Annotated in this window: 16 protein-coding genes; 7 read left to right on the top strand and 9 right to left on the bottom strand. The window is 67.8% G+C overall.

From position 1 onward, the window contains the following. Positions 1-48 precede the first annotated feature (48 nt). Together ACP7EY_RS03590 and imuA are read right to left on the bottom strand one after the other, a co-directional pair. Entirely contained in the window at positions 49-1,554 is a 1,506-nt protein-coding gene (locus ACP7EY_RS03590) for a Y-family DNA polymerase (RefSeq protein WP_426190544.1), read from the bottom strand. Continuing rightward, positions 1,484-2,233 (bottom strand): translesion DNA synthesis-associated protein ImuA, encoded by a 750-nt coding sequence (imuA, locus tag ACP7EY_RS03585; protein ID WP_426190542.1) that lies wholly within the window; start codon positions 2,231-2,233, stop codon positions 1,484-1,486. Before imuA ends, ACP7EY_RS03590 begins: the two co-directional genes overlap by 71 nt. 282 nt (positions 2,234-2,515) lie before the next feature. Here imuA and ACP7EY_RS03580 point away from each other — a divergent pair, with 282 nt between their 5' ends. After that, positions 2,516-3,763, top strand: coding sequence for a putative Na+/H+ antiporter (locus tag ACP7EY_RS03580; RefSeq protein ID WP_426190540.1), 1,248 nt, complete (start codon positions 2,516-2,518; stop codon positions 3,761-3,763). Here the strand turns inward: ACP7EY_RS03580 and ACP7EY_RS03575 are convergent. Beyond that, complete coding sequence (locus ACP7EY_RS03575; RefSeq protein WP_426190538.1) at positions 3,756-4,808, bottom strand: extracellular catalytic domain type 1 short-chain-length polyhydroxyalkanoate depolymerase; 1,053 nt, start codon at positions 4,806-4,808, stop codon at positions 3,756-3,758. The genes ACP7EY_RS03580 and ACP7EY_RS03575 overlap by 8 nt on opposite strands. Before the next feature lie 189 nt (positions 4,809-4,997). After that, positions 4,998-9,227: an ATP-dependent RNA helicase HrpA gene (hrpA, locus tag ACP7EY_RS03570; RefSeq protein WP_426190537.1), complete on the bottom strand. Its 4,230-nt coding sequence runs from the start codon at positions 9,225-9,227 to the stop codon at positions 4,998-5,000. Between the two features lie 74 nt (positions 9,228-9,301). Here hrpA and argA point away from each other — a divergent pair, with 74 nt between their 5' ends. After that, complete coding sequence (argA, locus tag ACP7EY_RS03565; protein ID WP_426190535.1) at positions 9,302-10,612, top strand: amino-acid N-acetyltransferase; 1,311 nt, start codon at positions 9,302-9,304, stop codon at positions 10,610-10,612. A 41-nt stretch (positions 10,613-10,653) separates the two neighbouring features. Then, positions 10,654-10,926: an oxidative damage protection protein gene (locus ACP7EY_RS03560; RefSeq protein WP_426190533.1), complete on the top strand. Its 273-nt coding sequence runs from the start codon at positions 10,654-10,656 to the stop codon at positions 10,924-10,926. Positions 10,927-11,005: 79 nt separating this feature from the next. Here ACP7EY_RS03560 and ACP7EY_RS03555 read toward each other — a convergent pair whose 3' ends face one another. Beyond that, positions 11,006-11,353 (bottom strand): hypothetical protein, encoded by a 348-nt coding sequence (locus tag ACP7EY_RS03555; protein ID WP_426190531.1) that lies wholly within the window; start codon positions 11,351-11,353, stop codon positions 11,006-11,008. Next, the gene (gene rpiA, locus ACP7EY_RS03550; protein ID WP_426190529.1) at positions 11,350-12,027 is read right to left on the bottom strand and encodes a ribose-5-phosphate isomerase RpiA; all 678 of its coding nucleotides are present in this window, start codon (positions 12,025-12,027) and stop codon (positions 11,350-11,352) included. Before rpiA ends, ACP7EY_RS03555 begins: the two co-directional genes overlap by 4 nt. Positions 12,028-12,226: 199 nt before the next feature. Here rpiA and ACP7EY_RS03545 point away from each other — a divergent pair, with 199 nt between their 5' ends. Genes ACP7EY_RS03545 through ACP7EY_RS03535 form a run of 3 tightly spaced genes read left to right on the top strand, consistent with a single transcriptional unit; the run spans position 12,227 to position 14,215 of the window. Then, a complete protein-coding gene (locus tag ACP7EY_RS03545; protein ID WP_426190527.1) occupies positions 12,227-12,592 on the top strand; it encodes a response regulator transcription factor in 366 nt (121 codons plus the stop codon). Between the two features lie 2 nt (positions 12,593-12,594). Further along, positions 12,595-13,224 (top strand): chemotaxis protein CheC, encoded by a 630-nt coding sequence (locus ACP7EY_RS03540; protein ID WP_426190525.1) that lies wholly within the window; start codon positions 12,595-12,597, stop codon positions 13,222-13,224. A gap of 1 nt (position 13,225) precedes the next feature. Next, positions 13,226-14,215 carry a diguanylate cyclase gene (locus tag ACP7EY_RS03535; RefSeq protein ID WP_426190523.1) on the top strand — a complete coding sequence of 330 codons (990 nt, stop codon included), beginning with the start codon at positions 13,226-13,228 and terminating at the stop codon, positions 14,213-14,215. 30 nt (positions 14,216-14,245) lie between these two features. Here ACP7EY_RS03535 and ACP7EY_RS03530 read toward each other — a convergent pair whose 3' ends face one another. Further along, positions 14,246-15,931: a methyl-accepting chemotaxis protein gene (locus tag ACP7EY_RS03530; protein ID WP_426190521.1), complete on the bottom strand. Its 1,686-nt coding sequence runs from the start codon at positions 15,929-15,931 to the stop codon at positions 14,246-14,248. 288 nt (positions 15,932-16,219) lie between these two features. On the opposite strand from ACP7EY_RS03530, the gene asnB reads away from it, so the two are divergent. Then, positions 16,220-18,115, top strand: a complete 1,896-nt coding sequence (asnB, locus tag ACP7EY_RS03525) for an asparagine synthase (glutamine-hydrolyzing) (protein ID WP_426190519.1) — start codon at positions 16,220-16,222, stop codon at positions 18,113-18,115. On the opposite strand, the gene ACP7EY_RS03520 is transcribed toward asnB, so the two are convergent. Continuing rightward, a complete protein-coding gene (locus tag ACP7EY_RS03520) occupies positions 18,090-18,599 on the bottom strand; it encodes a hypothetical protein (protein WP_426190517.1) in 510 nt (169 codons plus the stop codon). The genes asnB and ACP7EY_RS03520 overlap by 26 nt on opposite strands. Before the next feature lie 94 nt (positions 18,600-18,693). Further along, the gene (locus ACP7EY_RS03515) at positions 18,694-19,242 is read right to left on the bottom strand and encodes a Rhs element Vgr protein (RefSeq protein WP_426190515.1); all 549 of its coding nucleotides are present in this window, start codon (positions 19,240-19,242) and stop codon (positions 18,694-18,696) included. Between the last annotated feature and the right edge of the window lie 2 nt (positions 19,243-19,244).

Raw genomic sequence — 19,244 nt, 5'->3', positions numbered from 1 at the left:
CAAGCGCACCTGCGGGTGCGCTTTTTTTATGCCGGTATGCGCTGGCCCTCAGCCGAACAAGCCATGCAAATACCAGCGGGGCGCGCTATCGGCGGCCGCCCCCACGATGCGCTCGCGGTACACCCAGTAATGGGCGTGATCGAGTCCTTCGGCAATAAAATAATCGCGCGTCTGCGACTGGCCCCACCAGCCCGCCTCGATGCGCTCGGGGGTCGAGGCCATTTTCAGGGGAGAACCATAAAAGGGCCGGTGATTGCGCATCAGCAAGGCGATCGGCTTGGTCAGCAGCCAGCTGGGACGGGGCAGGCTGAGCACGTCCGGCGGCATCTGCGCCGCGCGCGCCGCCGCCCGGATCTGCTGGCCCACCGGCACCCATAAATTGGCCAGTTCGGGCCGGTAATCGGCTTGCGGCGCCGCCTGCAGGACGTTTTCCGGCCCCAGCCGCGCCACCAGTAGCTCGAACATGCGCAACTGGTCCTGTTCGCTGCCGCCCGGCTCGGGAAACAGCGATTCGCTGGGTGGCGCCTGTGCCTGCACCTGGGGCGCTTGCAGGCACAGGCCGATGACGGGGGCCGTCAAGCTCACCTTGCCCAGGCGCTCCTTGAGCAGGCGCAGCAAATGCTCGGGGCGCCAGGTGGCCTCGGCCAGCACGATCTCGATGGGCGTGGGCGGACAGGCCACCCGGCCCCGCTCGTGTTCCAGCAGCAAGGTGATGCGCAGCACCGCCAGCTGGCGCGCGCACAGCCAGCCGGTCAGTTGCGCCAGCAGGCGGTTGCTGCCTGCCAGCAGCGCCTCGGCGTGCTCGACCCGGTCGAACAATTCCAGGCTGGCCGTGAAAGTGGTGGGCGCTTCGATCCAGTCGAACAGTTCGGGCAGCATGCCGTAGGCGGCGTCGAGCACGTCGAGCAGGGGGCGGCCGCAGCGCCGCTGCAAACCGGGGCGCGGCAGTCGGCGCAACTGGGCCAGCGTAAAACAGCCGATCCCTTCGAACCACGGCGCAAACGGCCGTGCCGGCGGCAGCAGGTTGGGGGGCAGGCGGTCGAGGCGGCGCGTCAGCGAGGCCATCTGCAGGCTGCGCGCGCCGCCGTGGCGGGCCAGCAGCCAGGCCCCGCGCGCCGTCGGCGCGCAACTGAGACTGGCGCTAAAGCCCAGCGTGCGCAGATTGGCGCGCAGGTGGCGGCACAAGGCGCCGATGCCGCCGAACAGGCGCAAGCTGGCGCCGATGTCGATCAGCAGGGTCGATTCTTCCCCCTGCGCCACCAGCGGCGAGTATTGCAGCAAGACCATGGCGACGGCTTGCAGGGCATCGCGCTCGCGCTCGGGCGCGCGCTCGAACAGGCGGGCGTCGGGCACGAGCATGAGCACGCCGCCACGGCGCAAGCCGGGCTGGACGCCACCGGCGCGTGCCAGCGCCGACAGTGCCACCACCCGCTCCTGCTCGATGACGACAGTGGCGAAGGCCTTGCCCGCACCAGGTGCGGCGTCACTGGACCAGTTCGGGCAAAACACTTCGAGCGGTAACTGGGGCAGATAGAGGCCGATCCAAAGTCGCATGGCGCTGCATTAAAGAAGGAGTGAGGGGCAGGAACAGTGGCGCCTCGCGCAGCGGTCCCCGGCGTTTGACGAATTCGATGTTCAGCCCGCCGGCGGCGGGCCGCAGCGACAGGCGCAGGGGCGCCGGCGAGCTGTCCTGGGCGGCCGCCAGCGGGCGCAGCATGAAAAACAGCGACTCTCCGCTCTGCGCGGCCAGGTGCAGGCGGCGCAAGGCTTCGCCGCGCGCGTGATTTTGCCAAAACAGCAAGGCGCCGCAACTGCCGCTGCGCAGCACCTGCTCGGCCGCCCACAAGGCATCGCTGCCGCGGTCGGCACGTATCCAGATCAGCTGCGACGGGGCGATCCCCAGCGCCGCCAGCGCCAGCGCCTGCGGCGGATGGGGCGGTTGCAGCAGCACGATGCGCCGCCGCGCTGCCTGCAGCAGGGCCGGGCGCAACAGGCGCAGCTCGCCGATGCCCGGTTGCTGGAGCATGAGGTCGATCAGGGTGCCGCTGGGCCAGCCGCCGCCCGGCAACTGGGCCGACAGCGCCGCATGGCCCGTGTCGACACAGCGGGACGACGAGCGGGCCAGCTGCGAGGCCAGCCATAAAGAAGGGTGAAGGGACTCGGGCGGGGGCCGCGAGCGATGCGCTGGTGGCTGTTGTTGTGGCTGTTGTTGTTGCTGTTGTTGCAATATCATGATGAAAACCCCTAAAACTACTGTATGAATACACAGTACTATTGGGCTTCCGGTTTGGCAAGGGGGTTTTATCAAACATGCTGCGAACGCGCTGCCGGTGCGAGCGCTCACTCTGCCCTGGCGCCCTGTGTGACGGTGATGCCGGGCCGGTCGGCGCGAAGGCTACCCCGCCGCCTGCCAAACAATGAAATAATGGCCCATGCTCATCCCTGGAACCGCCATGCCCGTCGCCCAATTTTGCCCACCCGCCCTGCCCGCCCCCCGTCCCCTGCGGGTGCGCTGATGGAGCGCCTGCAACTGGCCAGCGCCATCATCTTCGGCCTCGCCCTGCTTCACACCTTTGCCGCCAAGAGTTTCGAAATGCTGGCCCGCCGCCACCCCCGCCACGCCGGCCTGTTTCACTTGCTCGGCGAAGTCGAAGTGGTGTTCGGTTTCTGGGCCTTCGTACTGGTGGCGGTGATGGCCGTGCTGGCCGGCAGCCAGGCCGCCGTCGACTACGCCGAATCGCGCCACTACACGGAACCGCTGTTCGTCTTCGTGGTGATGGTGGTGGCCGCCTCGCGGCCCGTGCTCGACGCCATCCGCCGCTTGCTGGGAATGCTGGCGCGGCTGTTGCCGGTGCGCACCGAACTGGCGCTGGTCTGGTTGTGCCTGGCCGTGGTGCCCCTGTCGGGCTCGCTCGTGACGGAGCCGGCGGCGATGACGCTGGCGGCGCTGATGCTGGCGCCGCTGGTGTTTCGCGAGGGCATCCCCGAGTGGCTCAAATACGGCGCGCTGGGGGTCTTGTTCGTCAACGTCTCGATCGGCGGCACCCTCACCGCGTACGCCGCGCCGCCCGTGCTGATGGTGGCCACCGCCTGGCAGTGGGACAGCGCCTTCATGGCCGCCAACTTCGGCTGGAAGGCGGCGCTGGCCGTTGTGATCAACGCCAGCGCCGTCAGCTTCCTGCTGCGCCGCCACCTGGCCGCGCCCGCCGCCGATCCCGGCGACGCCGCGCCGGTGCCGCCGCTGGTGGCCCTGATCCACATCGGCTTCCTGGCCGCCGTGGTGGTGCTGGCCCATCACCCGGTGCTGTTCCTGGGATTATTCCTGCTGTTCTTCGGCTTTACCCAGGCCTACCAGCGCTACCAGGACCCCCTCATTTTGAAAGAAGGCCTGCTAGTGGGATTTTTCCTGGCCGGCCTGGTGGTGCTGGGCGGCATGCAGCAGTGGTGGCTGCAGCCGGTCGTGGCCAGCCTGGGCCCCACCGCCCTGTTCTTCGGCGCCCTCGGCCTGACCGCCGTCACCGACAACGCCGCCCTCACTTACCTGGGCTCGCTGATCGTCGGCCTGGGCGATCGCGAAAAATACATGCTGATGGCCGGCGCGGTGGCCGGCGGTGGCCTGACCGTCATCGCCAACGCCCCCAATCCGGCCGGCGTGGCGCTGCTGCGACGGGGCTTTCGCGACGAATCGGTGGGGGTGGGCGGCCTGTTGCTGGGCGCCCTGCTGCCCACCTGCGTGGCGGCGGCGCTGTTGCTGCTTATGTGAGCTGGTGGCGCGAAAAAAAATCCAGCAGCATCTTGCTGGCATCGGGTCCCGCCGCCGAATTGAATTTGAAGCGGCCGTCGCCGCCGCTCCACGCATGCTCGAGGCCGGCGATGCGCACCACCCGCAGCATCAGCTTGCGGCCCCGGTACAGGTCGCGCATGCGGTAGCCCAGCGTGCGCCGGGTGGCCGGCTTGACCGTCAGCTTCTCCGTCACCGCGCTGCCCGCGCCCATGCCGTTCAGTTGCAGCGCCTGCTCCGCCACTTGCAACTGGTTCACGGGCCGCACCACCGTATCGTCCTCGCCGTGGATGACGATGGCGGGCAGGCAAGCCCGGCCCGGCTGGCGCAGCAACACCTCGTCGATGGCGGCACCGGCCCGCGCGCTGGCGCCATGCTGCATCACGGCCAGCGCGCCCATGCCGCCGTGGCCGGCGCCGAACACGGGGCCCGAGTGCATGCCCAGCGCGGCAAACAGCTCGGGATGGTTGAGCGCGACAATCTGGGCCATGGCGGCGCCGGCCGAGATGCCGCCGATGTACACGCGGCGGCGGTCGATGGGATAGGCCGCCAGCACCGCCCGCACCACGCCCGCGATCAGTTCGGCGTCGCCGCCGCCCTGCTGGGTGGCGCGGTCATACCACTTCCAGCAACGGTGGGGGTGGCTGGTGGCCGACTGCTGCGGGTACAGCACGGCATAACCGGCCTTTTCCGCCAGCGCATTCATGCGGCTGCCGTCGGCGAAGCTGGTGGCGGTTTGATCGCAGCCGTGCAGCATGACGGCCAGCGGCAGCGGCCCGTCCGCGCCAGCCCTGGCACAGGCGGGCAGGTACAGCCAGTAGCGCATGCGCCCCGTCAGGTTGGCAAAGCCCAGCGCCAGCCAGGTGCCGGCGGCGGCCGGCGGCGGCCGCACCGTGCGCGGGCGGCGTGGCTTGGCGGCGGCCGGCGGCGGCGCCATCAGCGCGCCCAGCATGCGCACGGCCGAGCGCTGCTGCTGCTTGCCCACGCGCAGCATCGCCCCCAGCAAGGAAGTGCGCCGCTTTACCATCGCAGCCTGCGCAGGCGCGCCAGCAGGCGTGCCGCCAGCGAACGGGTGGGGATGGCGGTGGCCAGCGGGCCGGCGTTGTTGCAGCGTGCGGTGATGAGCATATCGTCTCCTGTCTGCCACCAGACTAAAGCGGCGACGACAGCCATTCTGTGCGCCAGCGCGCTTTGGGCGAGAACGCAACAGTGACGCTTAGCGCTGCATCGACTCCCACACTTTCTGCAAGCGCTTGGCCGACACCGGCATGGGCGTGCGCAGCTCCTGCGCATACAGCGACACCCGCAACTCTTCGAGCATCCAGCGAAATTCCGTCATGCGCGGGTCGACGTTCTTGCCGGCGTGGATTTTCGCGATGCGCAGGAAGGGGCTGGCGGCGCTGCTCCACTCGGCCATCGATTTCGCATCGCGGGCCGGATCGCCCCGCAGTTTTTCCAGGCGCACGTTGATGGCCTTGAGATAACGGGGGAAATGCGACAACTGCGTGTAATCGGTGTCGGTGACGAAGCGCTTGTGCACCAGCGCCTGCAACTGGCCCTGGATATCGGCCACCACGGGCGCCGGCAAGCCCTGCAGGCGCTTGGGCAGGCCGTGGTACTCGCCCAGCACCTGCGCCACCAGCCGGGCAATCTCGTTGACCAGCAGGCCCAGGCGCGACTTGCCCGCGTCCTTGCGCTGGTTGAACGCGGCCGCGTCGTTCGGCAGCGGCTCCTGCAGGCAGGCGATGTCGATCGCCTTCTGGATAATCTGGTCGCGCAGTTCTTCCTGCGAACCGAGCGCCATGAACTGCATGCCCATCTGCTGCATGCCGGCGATGTTCTTTTCGATGAACTTGAGCTGCTCCTTCAACTGCAGCGCAAACAGGCGGCGCAGGCCGATGCGATGGGTGCGCGCCGCCACCGCGGGATCGTCGAACACTTCCAGGTCGCAGTGGCTGCCCTTGTCGACCAGGGCGGGAAAGCCCACCAGGGTCAGCTTGCCTTGCGGGATCTCCAGCAGCTCGGGCAGTTCGCCGAAGCTCCAGGAAGTCAGGCCCGTGTGGGCGCCGGTCACCGGCGGCGCGGCCGGCGCCAGCGCCGCCTTCGCCTTGCCCGGCGCCGTCTGCGGCGCGTTCGACGACGCCGGCGCCGGCGTCAGCACCGCCGGCGCCGCTTCGGCCAGCTTCTGGAAACTCTGGCGCGCTTCCTTGCCCAGTTCGGCCTGCAGCGTGGCCAGGTTGCGGCCCATCTCGAGCTGGCGGCCATGCTCGTCGATCACCTTGAAATTCATGAAGTGGTGGGCCGGCAGGGTCTCGACCTTGAAATCGGTCGACAGCACGCTCATGCTGGTCTGCGCGCGGATGTCCTGCATCAGCGCGTCGATCAGGTCGCCCCGGCCGAACTGGCCGCTGTCCTGCATGCGCTCGCAAAAGCGCGCCGCGTAGTCGGGCAGCGGCACGCAGTGGCGGCGCAGCTTCTGCGGCAGGGACTTGAGCAAGAGGTGGACTTTTTCCTTCAGCATGCCCGGCACCAGCCACTCGGCGCGCTCGCGGGCGATCTGGTTCAGCGCGAACAGGGGCACCGCCAGGGTGACGCCGTCGCGCAGGCTGCCCGGCTCGAAGTGGTACGTCAGGGCCATCTCGATGCCCGTCACCGTCAGCGTTTTCGGGAACAGCTCGGTGGTCACGCCGGCCGCCTCGTGGCGCATCAGTTCTTCGCGATTGAGGAACAGCAGCTTGGGATCGTCGCGCGTGACCTGCTTGTGCCAGGCCTCGAAACCGGCGCCGTTGACGACGTCGAGGGGAATGAGCTTGTCGTAGAAGGCGGCGATCAGGTGATCGTCCACCAGCACGTCGAGACGGCGCGACTTGTGCTCGATGTTTTCGATGTCCTTGACCAGCTTGTGGTTGTGGGCGAAAAACGGCGCGCGCGTGTCGTAGTCGCCACCGACGAGCGCCTCCTGGATAAAAATCTGGCGCGCTTCGACGGGGTTGAAATTGCCATAGTTGATGCGGCGCTGGCTGTAGATCACCAGGCCGTGCAGGGTGGCGCGTTCAGACGCCGTCACCTGGGCGGCGCGTTTTTCCCAGCGTGGCTCGCCCCACGATTTTTTCAGCAGGTGGGCGCCGACCCGCTCGATCCACTCGGGCGCGATGTTCGCCAGCGTGCGCGCATACAGGCGCGTGGTCTCGACCAGTTCGGCCGCCATCACCCATTTGCCCGGCTTCTTGGTCAGCGACGATCCCGGCCACACGTGGAACTTGATGCCGCGCGCGCCCAGGTAGCCGGCGCCCGGCTCGTCTTCGCTTTTAAAACCGATATTGCCCAGCAGGCCAGTGAGCAGGGCCGTGTGCAGGTTTTCGTAGGTGGCAGGCAGTTCGTTCAGGCGCCAGCCCTGCTCCTTGACGATGGTGAGCAGTTGCGAATGGACGTCGCGCCACTCGCGCAGGCGCACCTGCGAGAGGAAATTGCTGCGGCACGTTTCCATCAGCTGGCGGTTGGTTTTCTTGTGCCCGATGGCCTCTTCGAACCAGTGCCAGATTTTCAGGTACGTCAGAAATTCGCTTTTCTCGTCGGCGAACTTCTTGTGCGCTTCGTCGGCCGCCTGCTGGTGTTCCATCGGGCGGTCGCGCGGGTCCTGCACCGACAGCGCCGAGGCGATGACGAGCATCTCGCTCAGGCACGCATTCTCCAGCGCCGCCAGGATCATCCGGCCCACGCGCGGGTCCAGCGGCAGGCGTGCCAGCTTGTGGCCCAGCGCCGTGAGCACGTTGGCGTCGTCGACGGCGCCCACTTCCTGCAGCAGCTGGTAGCCGTCGGCGATCGCGCGGCCCTGCGGCGGCTCGATGAAGGGGAAGGTCTCGACGTCGGTCAGGTGCAGCGACTTCATGCGCAAGATGACGGCGGCCAGCGAGGAGCGCAGGATCTCCGGCTCGGTAAATTTGGGCCGCTGCAGGAAATCCTGCTCGTCGTACAGGCGAATGCAGACGCCGTCGGCAACGCGGCCGCAACGGCCGGCGCGCTGGTTGGCCGCCGACTGGGCGATCGGCTCGACCTGCAGCTGCTCGACCTTGTTCCTGAAACTGTAGCGTTTTACCCGCGCCAGGCCGGCATCGACGACGTAACGGATGCCCGGCACCGTCAGCGAGGTCTCGGCGACGTTGGTGGCCAGGACGATCCGGCGCGCACTCGATATCTTGAAAACCCGCTCCTGCTCTTCCACCGACAGGCGGGCGAACAGCGGCAGGATCTCCACGTGCGGCGGATGGTGCTTGCGCAGCGCCTCGGCGCAGTCGCGAATTTCGCGCTCGCCCGGCAGGAACACCAGCACGTCGCCCGAGCCGAGCCGGCTCAATTCATCGACGGCGTCGATGACGGCGTCCATCAGGTCGCGCTTCTCGCGCGCGGCCTGGGCTTTCGGCGGCGCCTTGCCCGTGTCCGGGGCGCCGGTGAGAACCTGCTCGCGCTCGACGGGGCGATAGCGCACCTCCACCTGGTACAGGCGGCCCGACACTTCGATCACGGGGGCCGGCTTGTCGGCGCTGCCGAAGTGGCGCGCGAAGCGCTCGGCGTCGATGGTGGCCGAGGTGATGATCACTTTCAGATCGGGCCGGCGCGGCAGCAGCTGCTTTAAATAGCCGAGCAGGAAATCGATGTTCAGGCTGCGCTCGTGCGCCTCATCGATGATGATGGTGTCGTAGGCGCGCAGCATCGGATCGGTCTGGGTCTCGGCCAGCAGGATGCCGTCCGTCATCAGTTTGACGGAGGCGCCCGGCTGCAAGGTGTCGGTAAAGCGCACCTTGAAACCCACGTGCACGCCTTGCGCCGAACCGAGTTCCTGGGCGATCCGCTTGGCGGTCGACGAGGCCGCGATCCGGCGCGGCTGGGTGTGGCCGATCAGGCCCTTCTGGCCGCGGCCCAGCTCCAGGCAGATTTTCGGCAGCTGGGTGGTTTTACCGGAACCGGTTTCGCCGCACACGATGATGACCTGGTTTTCCACGATCGCCTTGGCGATTTCGGCGCGCCGGCCCGATACCGGCAAGTCTTCGGGGAAGGTAATCGCAGGCAGCGGCGTGCGCAGCGCCTGGCGCGCCGCGCGCGCCTCGCGCGATTCGCGGGGGGCGCGCGCCTGCAGGGGCGCGGCCGCTTGCGCATCGGCGCGGGCAGGCAAGTCAGTGCGGTCGACGGCGACGGCGTCGGCGCCTGGTGCCGGCCGTGGCGCGCGCGCCGGCATCTGCGCCTGCGGCAGGCGCACCGGCTGCGCGCGCAGGGCGTCGGCCAACGCCGTGTTGGGGATATGCGTGGGCGCCGGCGCCGGCAGATGGGGATTGGCCTGGCGCGAACGGGGCGGGCGCTGCGCGCGCGCGGGCGCTTGCGCAGCGCGGCCGGAACGGCCGGCATTTTCCGCCGAACCGGCCGGCGAGCGTTTGTTACGATGATCTGACATTGTTTTGCACGTTTTTATACGGTTTTAATACAGCAATTCACGCGCAAGTCGCGCAGCGAATTATAATGCGCCAAATGGAAACCTCTCACCAATTCGTCCAGTGGCTGCGCTCTGTCGCGCCGTACATCCACGCCTTTCGCGGCAAGACCTTCGTGGTCGCCTTTCCCGGCGAACTCGTGGTCGCCGGCGCCCTCACCGTGCTGGCCCAGGATCTGTCGCTGCTCGTCGCGCTGGGCATCCGCGTGGTCATCGTGCACGGCTCGCGCCCCCAGGTGGCCGAGCAGCTGGCGCTGCGTAACGTCGAGGGGCGTTTTCACAACGGCATTCGCATCACCGACACCGCCGCCCTCGAATGCGCCAAGGAAGCGGCCGGCGAACTGCGGCTCGACATCGAGGCCGCCTTCAGCCAGGGTTTGCCGAACACGCCCATGTCGAACGCGGCCATTCGCATCATCTCCGGCAACTTCGTCACCGCCCGCCCGCTGGGCGTGATCGACGGCGTCGACCTCGAGCTGACCGGCATCACCCGCAAGGTGGCCGCCGAAACGATCCACCCGATCCTCGCCACCGACAGCATCGTGCTGCTCTCGCCGCTGGGCTTTTCGCCCACCGGCGAAGTGTTCAACCTGACCATGGAAGACGTGGCCGTGTCGGCCGCGATCGCCCTGCACGCCGACAAGCTCATTTTCATCAGCGAGACGCCGATGATGGTCGACGAAGGCGGTGCCGAGATTCGCGAGCTGTCCTCGCACCAGGCCGAAGCGGTGCTGCAGGCGGGCTTTTTGCCGGGCGACGCCGCCTACTACCTGAAGGAAGCGGTCAAGGCGTGCAGCAATGGCGTCGAACGGGCCCACATCGTGCCGTTCGCCATGGACGGCTCGGCCATGCTCGAACTGTTCACCCACGATGGCGTGGGCACCATGATCACCCACGAGAACCTGGAAAGCCTGCGCAAGGCCAACATCGACGACGTCGGCGGCATCATCAAGCTGATCGAGCCGCTCGAGGCCGACGGCACCCTGGTCAAGCGGGGCCGCGAACTGATCGAGCGCGAGATCGACAATTTTTCCGTCATCGAGCACGATGGCGTCATTTTCGGCTGCGCCGCGCTGTATCCCTTCCCCGCCTCGAAGATGGCGGAGATGGCCTGCCTGACGGTTAACCCGGAAGTGCAGACCCAGGGCGACGGCGAGCGCATCCTGCGCCACATGGAAAACCGCGCGCGTGCGGCCGGCTACAACAAGCTGTTCGTGCTCACCACCCGCACCTCGCACTGGTTCCAGAAGCGTGGTTTCGTCCCCGCCAGCGTCGAGGACCTGCCGAAGGACCGCCAGAAGATGTACAACTGGCAGCGCAAATCACAAGTGCTCATTAAGCCTCTATAATCACGGCTTGACGATCATTCATTACCGCATAAGGATTTCTCATGGCCCGCACCGTACACTGCGTCAAACTGAACAAAGAGGCCGAAGGTCTGGATTTTCCGCCTTACCCGGGTGAACTGGGCAAGCGCATCTACGAATCGGTGTCGAAGGAAGCCTGGGCCGCCTGGCTCAAGCACCAGACCATGCTGGTCAACGAAAACCGCCTGAACCTGGCCGACCTGCGCGCCCGCAAATACCTGGCCACGCAAATGGAAAAGCATTTCTTCGGCGAAGGCGCCGATGCCGCCATGGGCTACGTGCCGCCAGCGGAATAAATCCCGCCCGCTTCAATGCTTCAATGCTTCAATAACAACGGCGTCCGCGGGCGCCGTTGTCGTTCAAGCGGGGACGCTGTTACAGCGCCCGGCACTGGCGCAGTTCGCAGCGCGCCATGAACACGCGGCCCGACTGGCAGACCATCTTGTAGACTTCGACGGGACCGGGCGGCGTCACCAGGCTGGCGCCCTCGCCGCCGACACAGCCCTGGGCCTTGGCCAGGCGCTCGACCGTCACCGACGAGACCCCCTGGCGAAACGGCAGCGCCTCGATCAGCACGCCATCGGCGCCGCGCAGGGCGCCGTCGCCGATCGCATTGACCGGCGCGGGTGCCGCCGCCGGCACCGGCTGGCGCGGCGCGGCGCAGCCGCCCAGCAGCGTTGCCAGGCCGACGGCGAGGGCCAGCCTGATCGCGGCGGTGCTCAAAACGTCAGCGTGCGCACGCCGTCGCCTTCGCCCAGCAGGCAGACGTCGGCGCCACGCAGGGCGAACAGGCCGACGGCGATGACGCCGGGGATCTGGTTGATCTCGCGCTCGAGCGCCACCGGGTCGCTGATCGACAGGCCGGCCACGTCGATGATTTCGCCGCCGTTGTCGGTGATGAAGCCGGCGTCGCTGCCCGCTTTCAGGCGCAGCTTCGGCTGGCCGCCCAGGGCCGTCAGCTTGCGCATGACGGCCGCGCGCGCCATCGGCAGCACTTCCACCGGCAAGGGGAAGCGGCCCAGCGTGTCGACCAGCTTGGAGCCGTCGGCGATGCAGACGAAACGCGCGGCCACCGAGGCGACGATTTTTTCGCGCGTGAGCGCCGCGCCGCCGCCTTTGATCATCGCGCCGGCCGGCGTGATCTCGTCGGCGCCGTCGACGTAGACGGCAATCGCGGCGACGTCGTTGAGGTCGAACACGGTGATGCCGTGGCCGCGCAGGCGCGCCGCCGTCGCTTCCGAGGACGCGACGGCGCCCTTGATGCGGTGCTTGATGCGGGCCAGTTCGTCGATGAAGAAATTGGCGGTCGAGCCGGTGCCCACGCCAATGATTTCGCCATCGACCACGTAGGCAATGGCGGCGGCGGCAACGGCCTGTTTGAGTTCGTCCTGGGTCATGGTGGCAGTCTTTGAGAAGAGTCGGAAGTGGCGCCATTTTAACGGATCGGCGGTGATCAATCGACACGGCAAACGGCAATAAATTTGTCGCAGGGCAATTAGCGACCCGCGCCAGCGCAAAGGAAGTTACTTTTGGGAAAAACTAGCGGGAGCGCCGTGGCAGAATTGCCTGGCCTATCTGCCACCACAGGATTTTCCCATGTCCCCTGCCAAGACCGTCCTCGTTGTCGACGACAGCCGCGTTTCCCGCCTGCTGGCCCGTCAGTTCATTCTCGCGCGCCGCTGCTTCTGGCACGTGGAAGAAGCGGCCAGCGGCGAGGACGCCCTCGAGCGCGTGCGCGTGCTGGTACCGGACCTGATCCTGCTCGACGTGAACATGCCCGGCATGGGCGGGCTGGCCGCCGCCAGCGCGCTGCGCGCGCTGTGCCCGGACGCCCACATCTCGCTGCTGACGGCCAATGTGCAGATGGCGACGCGGCGGCGCGCGGCCGAACTGGGGCTGGGCTTTCTGGCCAAGCCCATGACGGAGCAACGCATCGGCGCCCTGCTCGACGCGCTGGGCTGATCATGCTGATTCTGAGCGCGCTGCAGCACGACGCCCTCGTCGAACTGTTCAACATCGGCGTCGGCCAGGCCGCCAATGCGCTGAGCGACATCGTCGGCGATGAAGTGACGATGTCGGTGCCGACCCTGCGTTTTCTCGACCGCGCCGCGGCCGGCGCGCTGCTGGCCGGCGACGATACGCGCGTGTGCGGCGTGCGCCAGCACTACGAGGGCAGTTTTCGCACCGAGGCCATCGTCATGTTCGCCGAAGACAAGAGCCTCGACATCGTGCGCCTGATGGTGGGCGACGCCGTGCCGTTCGAGGAGTTGACGGAGATGGAGCAGGAAGCGATGGGCGAAATCGGCAACATCGTTCTCAACTGCTGCGTCGGCACCCTGGCCAGCCTGTTCGACCAGGAGCTGCGCGGCTCGCTGCCAGTGGTGCAACTGGCCAGCAGTGCCGTCATCCTGGGCGCCAGCGCGGCCGAGCCGGGGCGCAGTCCCGTGGTGCTGATGCTGCACATCGACCTGGCGCTGGCGACGCACCGCATCCATGGGTATATCGCCTTCGTGCTGGACCTGGGCGCGTTCGAGGAGCTGCGCGCGCAGGTCGACGGCTGGCTGGCGCGCCTGCTGCCGGCGGCGGGCCGCTGAGATGGACCATCGCGCCACCGCCGCCGGCCTGCTGGCCAGCGTGTTTCACACCCTCGACATCGGCGCCGTGGTGCTCGACCGCGAGCACCGGGTGGTGTTGTGGAACGACTGGATGAACCGCCACAGCCGGCATGACGCCGGCGCCGCGCTGGGACGCGATTTTTTCGTCCTGTTCCCCGAGCAGGCGGGGCGCCGGCTCGAATCGGCCGTGCGTCAGGCCCTGCTCGACAATTTTCCCGCCCTGCTGTCGCAATCGCTGCACAAGGCGCCGCTGGCGCTGTTTGCCGACCGCGCCGCCCGCGACGGCGGCTGCCGCATGCGCCAGGCGATCGCGGTGACGCCGTTCGAAGTGGCCGGCGCCGACCTGGGCAGCACGCGCCACTGCCTGATCCAGATCAACGATGTCAGCGCCGCCGTGCTGCGCGAGAGACTGCTGCGCACCCATGCCCTCGCCTTGCGCGAGCAGTCGATGTCCGATGGCCTGACGGGGATCGCCAACCGGCGCCATTTCGACCAGGTGCTCAACAAGGAGATCCGCCGCGCCCGCCGCGCCGGCAAGCCGCTCTCGTTGCTGATGATCGACATCGATTTTTTCAAGGCCTACAACGACCACTACGGCCACCAGCAGGGCGACGACACCCTGGTCAGGGTGGCCGGCGCACTCGCCGCGCGCCTGCAACGCCCGCTCGAACTGCTGGCCCGCTACGGCGGCGAGGAGTTTGCCGTGATCCTGCCGGAGACGCCGGCGCAGCAGGCGCTGCAAGTGGCGACGGCCCTGCGCCAGCTGGTGGCGCAGCAGCGCATATGCCACGGCGCCGCCAGCGCCGGGCCGCACGTCACCGTCAGCATCGGCGTGGCCAGCACGGGCCAGGCGCCGGGCTGGCTGCACGGGGCCGACGCCGCCGCCCTGATCGGCGCCGCCGACCGCGCCCTGTACGCAGCCAAGCGCGGCGGTCGCGACTGCGTCATGGTCGACACCGCGCCCGACTAGAAGTCTGGCGACGCTGCGTCCGGCAGCGTGCTAGAACTGCTCCCACTGCTCCTCGTCGGCGGCGCGCGGGGCCGCACGCGACACTGCCGGGCGCACGGCGATGGCGCTGCGCGCCGGCCGAGCGGGCGCCGCCGCGGTCAGCGGCCGCGCGGGCGCGCGGGCAGGCACACGCGCCGCCGCCGCCGCGCTTTCCAGCGTCGTAAACTGGTTCGCCACCTTCGTCAGCACCACCGTCTGCTCCTGCATGGCCTGGGCGGCGGCGGCGGCCTGTTCGACCAGCGCGGCATTTTGCTGGGTTGTCGTGTCCATCTGCGTGATCGCCAGGTTGACCTGGGCGATGCCGCTTTCCTGCTCGGTGCTGGCGCTGCTGATCTGGACCATGATATCGGTCAGGCGGCGCACGCTGTCGACGATGTCGCCCATGCCGGCGCCGGCCCGGCCGACCAGGGCACCGCCCGCATCGACCTTGGCCACCGAATCGTTGATCAGCTGCTTGATGTCCTTGGCCGCCGCCGCCGAACGTTGCGCCAGGTTGCGTACCTCGGACGCCACCACGGCGAAGCCGCGCCCTTGCTCGCCGGCGCGGGCCGCCTCCACCGCCGCGTTAAGCGCCAGGATATTGGTCTGGAAGGCGATGCCATCGATGACGCCGATGATATCGACGATCTTGTTGGCCGATTCGCTGATCGCATCCATGGTGTCGACCACTTCGGCGACGACGGCGCCGCCGGTGACGGCAAGCTGCGAGGCTGACGCCGCCAAGTGGTTGGCCTGGCGGGTGCTGTCGGCGTTCTGCTTGACGGTGGCCATCATCTGCTCCATCGACGATGCCGTTTCTTCCAGCGCGGCCGCCTGCTGCTCGGTGCGGCGCGACAGGTCCAGGTTGCCGCTGGCGATTTCGCCGGCCGCCCCGGCGATGCTGTCGGCGCCCCCGTGCACCTGATTGACCAGGCCGCGCAAGCCCACCGTCATCTGCTGCATGGCCGCCAGCAGCAGCCCCGTCTCGTCACTGGCGCCGCCCTCGATGTCGTGGCGCAGATCGCCCGCCGCCACTCGCTGGGCAGCCGCGACGGCGCGCTCGATGGGCCGCACGATGGTGCGCGCCATCAGCACGCCGGCGACGATGGCGCCCAGCGCGCCGACGACCAGCATGGCCACGCTGAGCATGGTGGCGCGCTTGCTGGCGTCGTTGGCCGCTTGCAGTGCCGCGGCGGTCTGCGCGCTGATTTTCCTGGCGGCCTGGTCGAGCAGTTCGGCCGGCGCCCGGTCACGTCCCTTGACGGCGGTGTCGCCCACGGCCATGTCGCCGTCGCTGCCGACATAGGCCTCGAAGCCCTGGCGATAATCGCGCCCCATCTTCGCGTGCGCGTCGGCGAAGCGGGCAATGAGCTCGCGGCCTTCGCCTTCAGGCAGGGCTGCGCGCAGCGCGGCGGCGCGGCCGGCAACGCCGGCCTCGTTCTTCTGAAACGCCGCCCAATAGCGGGCGCGCTGCTCGATGTCCTTGCCGCGCAATAAAGTGTTCTTCCACTCCTGCACCTGCAGGCGGAATTCGGCCAGCAAGGCGCCGGTGGCCTGCTCGTTGGCGACATCGACCCGCACCGCGACGTCGTAGATCTCGATGGCCTGGCTCAAGCGGTAGATGCCAAACAGGCCAAAGGCGGCCATCAGCAGCGAGATGGCGGCAAACGCCAGGGGGATCTTGATTTTCAGATTCATCGTCAACAATCAAAGCGGAATGGGCTAGCACTTATTGACTAGTAAAGGAAAGTTATCGTTAAATTAATGTTATTTGCGCGTATTTTAACGACATTTAAGTCTAATTGATCCCCCCTGACACCGCAATGCGGGGCACCGTCAAATGCAAAATATAGTTGCCCTATACCACATTTGGCGCGCCGTGGCCCACCACGGCGCGCCCATCCGTTGATCTCCCCCAAGGTCGGCGCCGGCGCAGCGCCGTACCATGGCGCAGGCGATTTCGCCATGCAAGCACGGGCGGTGATCATGTGTGGAATCAGCGGCATCATCAACAAGGACGGCTCGGCGGTCGAGCCCGGCGCCATCGGCGCCATCACCGACCTGGTGGCGCACCGCGGCCCGGACGGCGAGGGATTTTATTTTGGCGCCGGCTTCGCCTTCGGCCACCGGCGCCTGGCGATCCTGGATGTCTCGGCGGCCGGGCACCAGCCGATGGGCTACCTCGACCGCTACGTCATCACCTACAACGGCGAGGTGTATAACTTCATCGAACTCAAGGCCCAGTTGGCGCGTTGGGGCTATCGCTTCGACTCCGACTCCGACACCGAAGTGATCCTCGCCGCCTACGACAAATGGGGCGTCGACTGCGTCGAGCATTTCAACGGCATGTGGGCGTTCGCCATTCATGACGTTGCGCGCCAGTTGATCTTCTGCTCGCGCGACCGCTTCGGCGTCAAGCCCTTCTACTATGCCGATCACCCCGAGCGTTTCGTGTTCGGCTCCGAGATCAAGCAGGTGCTGCGCGGCGCCGGTGGCGCGGCGCTGGCCAATATGGCGGTGGTGCGCGATTTTCTTGTCGAAGGCCTGCATGACCACACCAGCGCCACCTTCTTCGAAGGCGTCCATGCGCTCAAGGCGGGCCACAACCTGGTGTACCGGCTCGACGGGGCGGACGCGGACGCGCCGCGCTGGTCGCTCGCGCGCTGGTATACCCTGCCCGTGCGCCAGGAGTTGCCGCGCATGGGCGCGCGCGCGGCCGCGGCGCGCCTGCTGCAGGATTTGAAGGCGTCGATCCGCTACCGCCTGCGCTCGGACGTCAAGGTGGGCACCTGCCTGTCCGGCGGCCTCGACAGCTCGAGCATCGCCAGCCTGTCCTCGCGCGCCTATCGCGCCGGTGGCGGCGGCCGCTTCCAGGCGGTGCATGCGCGCACCAGCGAACAAGGCATCGACGAGAGCGGCTTCGCCCGCGAACTGGCCGACAGCTGCGGCATCGACCTGTCCATCATCGAGCCCACCGTGGCCGACTTCGTCAACGCCGTCGACGACGTCGCCTGGTGCCAGGAAGAGCCGTTCGCCGCGCCCTCGATCGTCATGCAGTTTTTCGTGTTCAAGAAGGCGCGCGAAATCGGCTGCAAGGTGATGCTCGACGGCCAGGGCGGCGACGAAATCATGCTGGGCTACGAGCGCTATTATTCAGCGCACCTGCAGTCGCTGGGACGGCTGGCCGCGCTGCGCGAACTATGGTCGATTCACCGCCACGCCAGCCTGGGCCTGGCCAACCTGGCCGCGCGCCTGGCCTATTTTTCCTTCGCCTGGGTGCGCATCGGCGCGCTGCGCCGCCGCTACGGCTTCATCAAGGACCAGTACCTGGCGGCCTTCCCCAACATCCGCCTGCTGGCCGCCGCCACATCGGACGTGCGCCACATGCAGAAACTGGAAATCGAATCGTTTCAGTTGCCCCACCTGCTGCGCTACGAAGACCGCAATTCGATGCACCACTCGATCGAGGCGCGCCTGCCCTTCCTCGACTACCGGCTGGTGGAAACCTGCTATGGCATCGACGGCAGCCTGAAAATCCACCAGGGCTGGACCAAACATATCCTGCGCACGGCCATGCACGGCCTGGCGCCTGCCGCGATCCTGTGGCGCACCAACAAGCTCGGCTTCGAGGCGCCGGTGGCGACCTGGATCGGCGCCATGCGGCCCGCCATGGAAGCGGCGATCGAAGCTTCGCCCATCATCGCGGCCATGTGCAAGCGCCCGATCGCACTGGCGCGCATCGACAAGGCCACCTTGTGGAAGCTCTACAGCATCGCCAAGTGGGAGGCGCTGCACAAGGTGCGGCTGGCCCCCGAGCCCGACGCAAAGCCGCCCATGGCGCCACGGCAGCCCACACCTACGACCGCTGACCTGGCTTTTTGAGCGCCCGCGGCGCGGCGCCGGCGCACGCCGTCGCCGCCGCGCCCAGCAGCCTGACGGCGCGCGTGCCATCGGCCTGGCGCGCCAGGCAAAACCGCCTCACGTAGGCCGCCGGCAGCTTGCCGCTGCCGCCACGCACCGCGATCGCCACTTCGTAGACGGTGTCGGGCGCGAGCGCTTCGGCCTCTTCCTGCGGCAGCGCAGCCACCCGCCCCGCGTAGGGGATGCACATGGAAAACATCAACGGGAAGGTACGGTCAGCCGGCATCGCCATCGCCCACATGGTCGTGCGCGGCTTGCGCGCGACGTCGACGACGCTGATGGCCTGGAAGCTGGGCGCGCCGTCGCGGCGCTCGTCGCGCTCGGCGATGGTAAAACAGGGCACCCCGCCGCCGCCCTCGCGCACGTCGGCCTCGCCAGTGCGCGGCAGGGGCGCCGGCGCCGCCTGCGCCGCGGCCAGGCCGATTCCGACAGCCAGTTTGGCCAACTTGCAAAGGGCGCGCGCGCAAACTCGGAAGATCATGATGACGGGCCGGTGGCGAGGAAGCAAAACGCCTAGCCTACGTGCAGCGGCGCCGTCACTAGTTGACCGAACGCAACTTTACGCCGCGCCGCGGCCCGGCCCGCCCCGGCAAATGCTCGCGCAGTCCCGGCTGCGCCAGGAACGGGGCCAGCACGGCGTCGAACAAGGGGCCCTGGCCGGCGTGCTCGGGCCAGCGCATGGCGTCGGGGCGCTGCAACAGGCGCAGCACAAAATAATCGGCCAGCAGGTCGCCCTGGGCCTCCATGTTGAAGTCGGCCAAGCGTGCGCCTGAGCGCAGGCGGTAGTGATAATCGAGGCCGATGCGCAGCGCGCCGCGCAGGCGCACCGGGTAGCCAAGCTGGTGCTGCCAGACGTGGGTCATCTCGTGGATGAACCAGCGCTGCTCGCCGATGCTGGCCGCCGAAAAATCGTCGCGCCAGCACGAGCGGTGAAAATACATGCTGCCGTTGGGCGTCATGGCACAGTGCTTCGGCTGGAACGGCAGGTAGCGGCGGCCGATGATGCGCACTTTTGCATAATCGACGGCGGCGCCGAACAGCGGCCGCGCCAGCGCCACTTCGCCGGCCGTCAGGCCGCGCCTGGCCACCG

The sequence above is a fragment of the Massilia sp. DWR3-1-1 genome (genome assembly GCF_049898325.1).
In the GTDB taxonomy this organism is placed as follows: Bacteria; Pseudomonadota; Gammaproteobacteria; order Burkholderiales; family Burkholderiaceae_D; genus JAFCUW01.
This window is presented reverse-complemented; position numbering and strand designations above follow the sequence as displayed.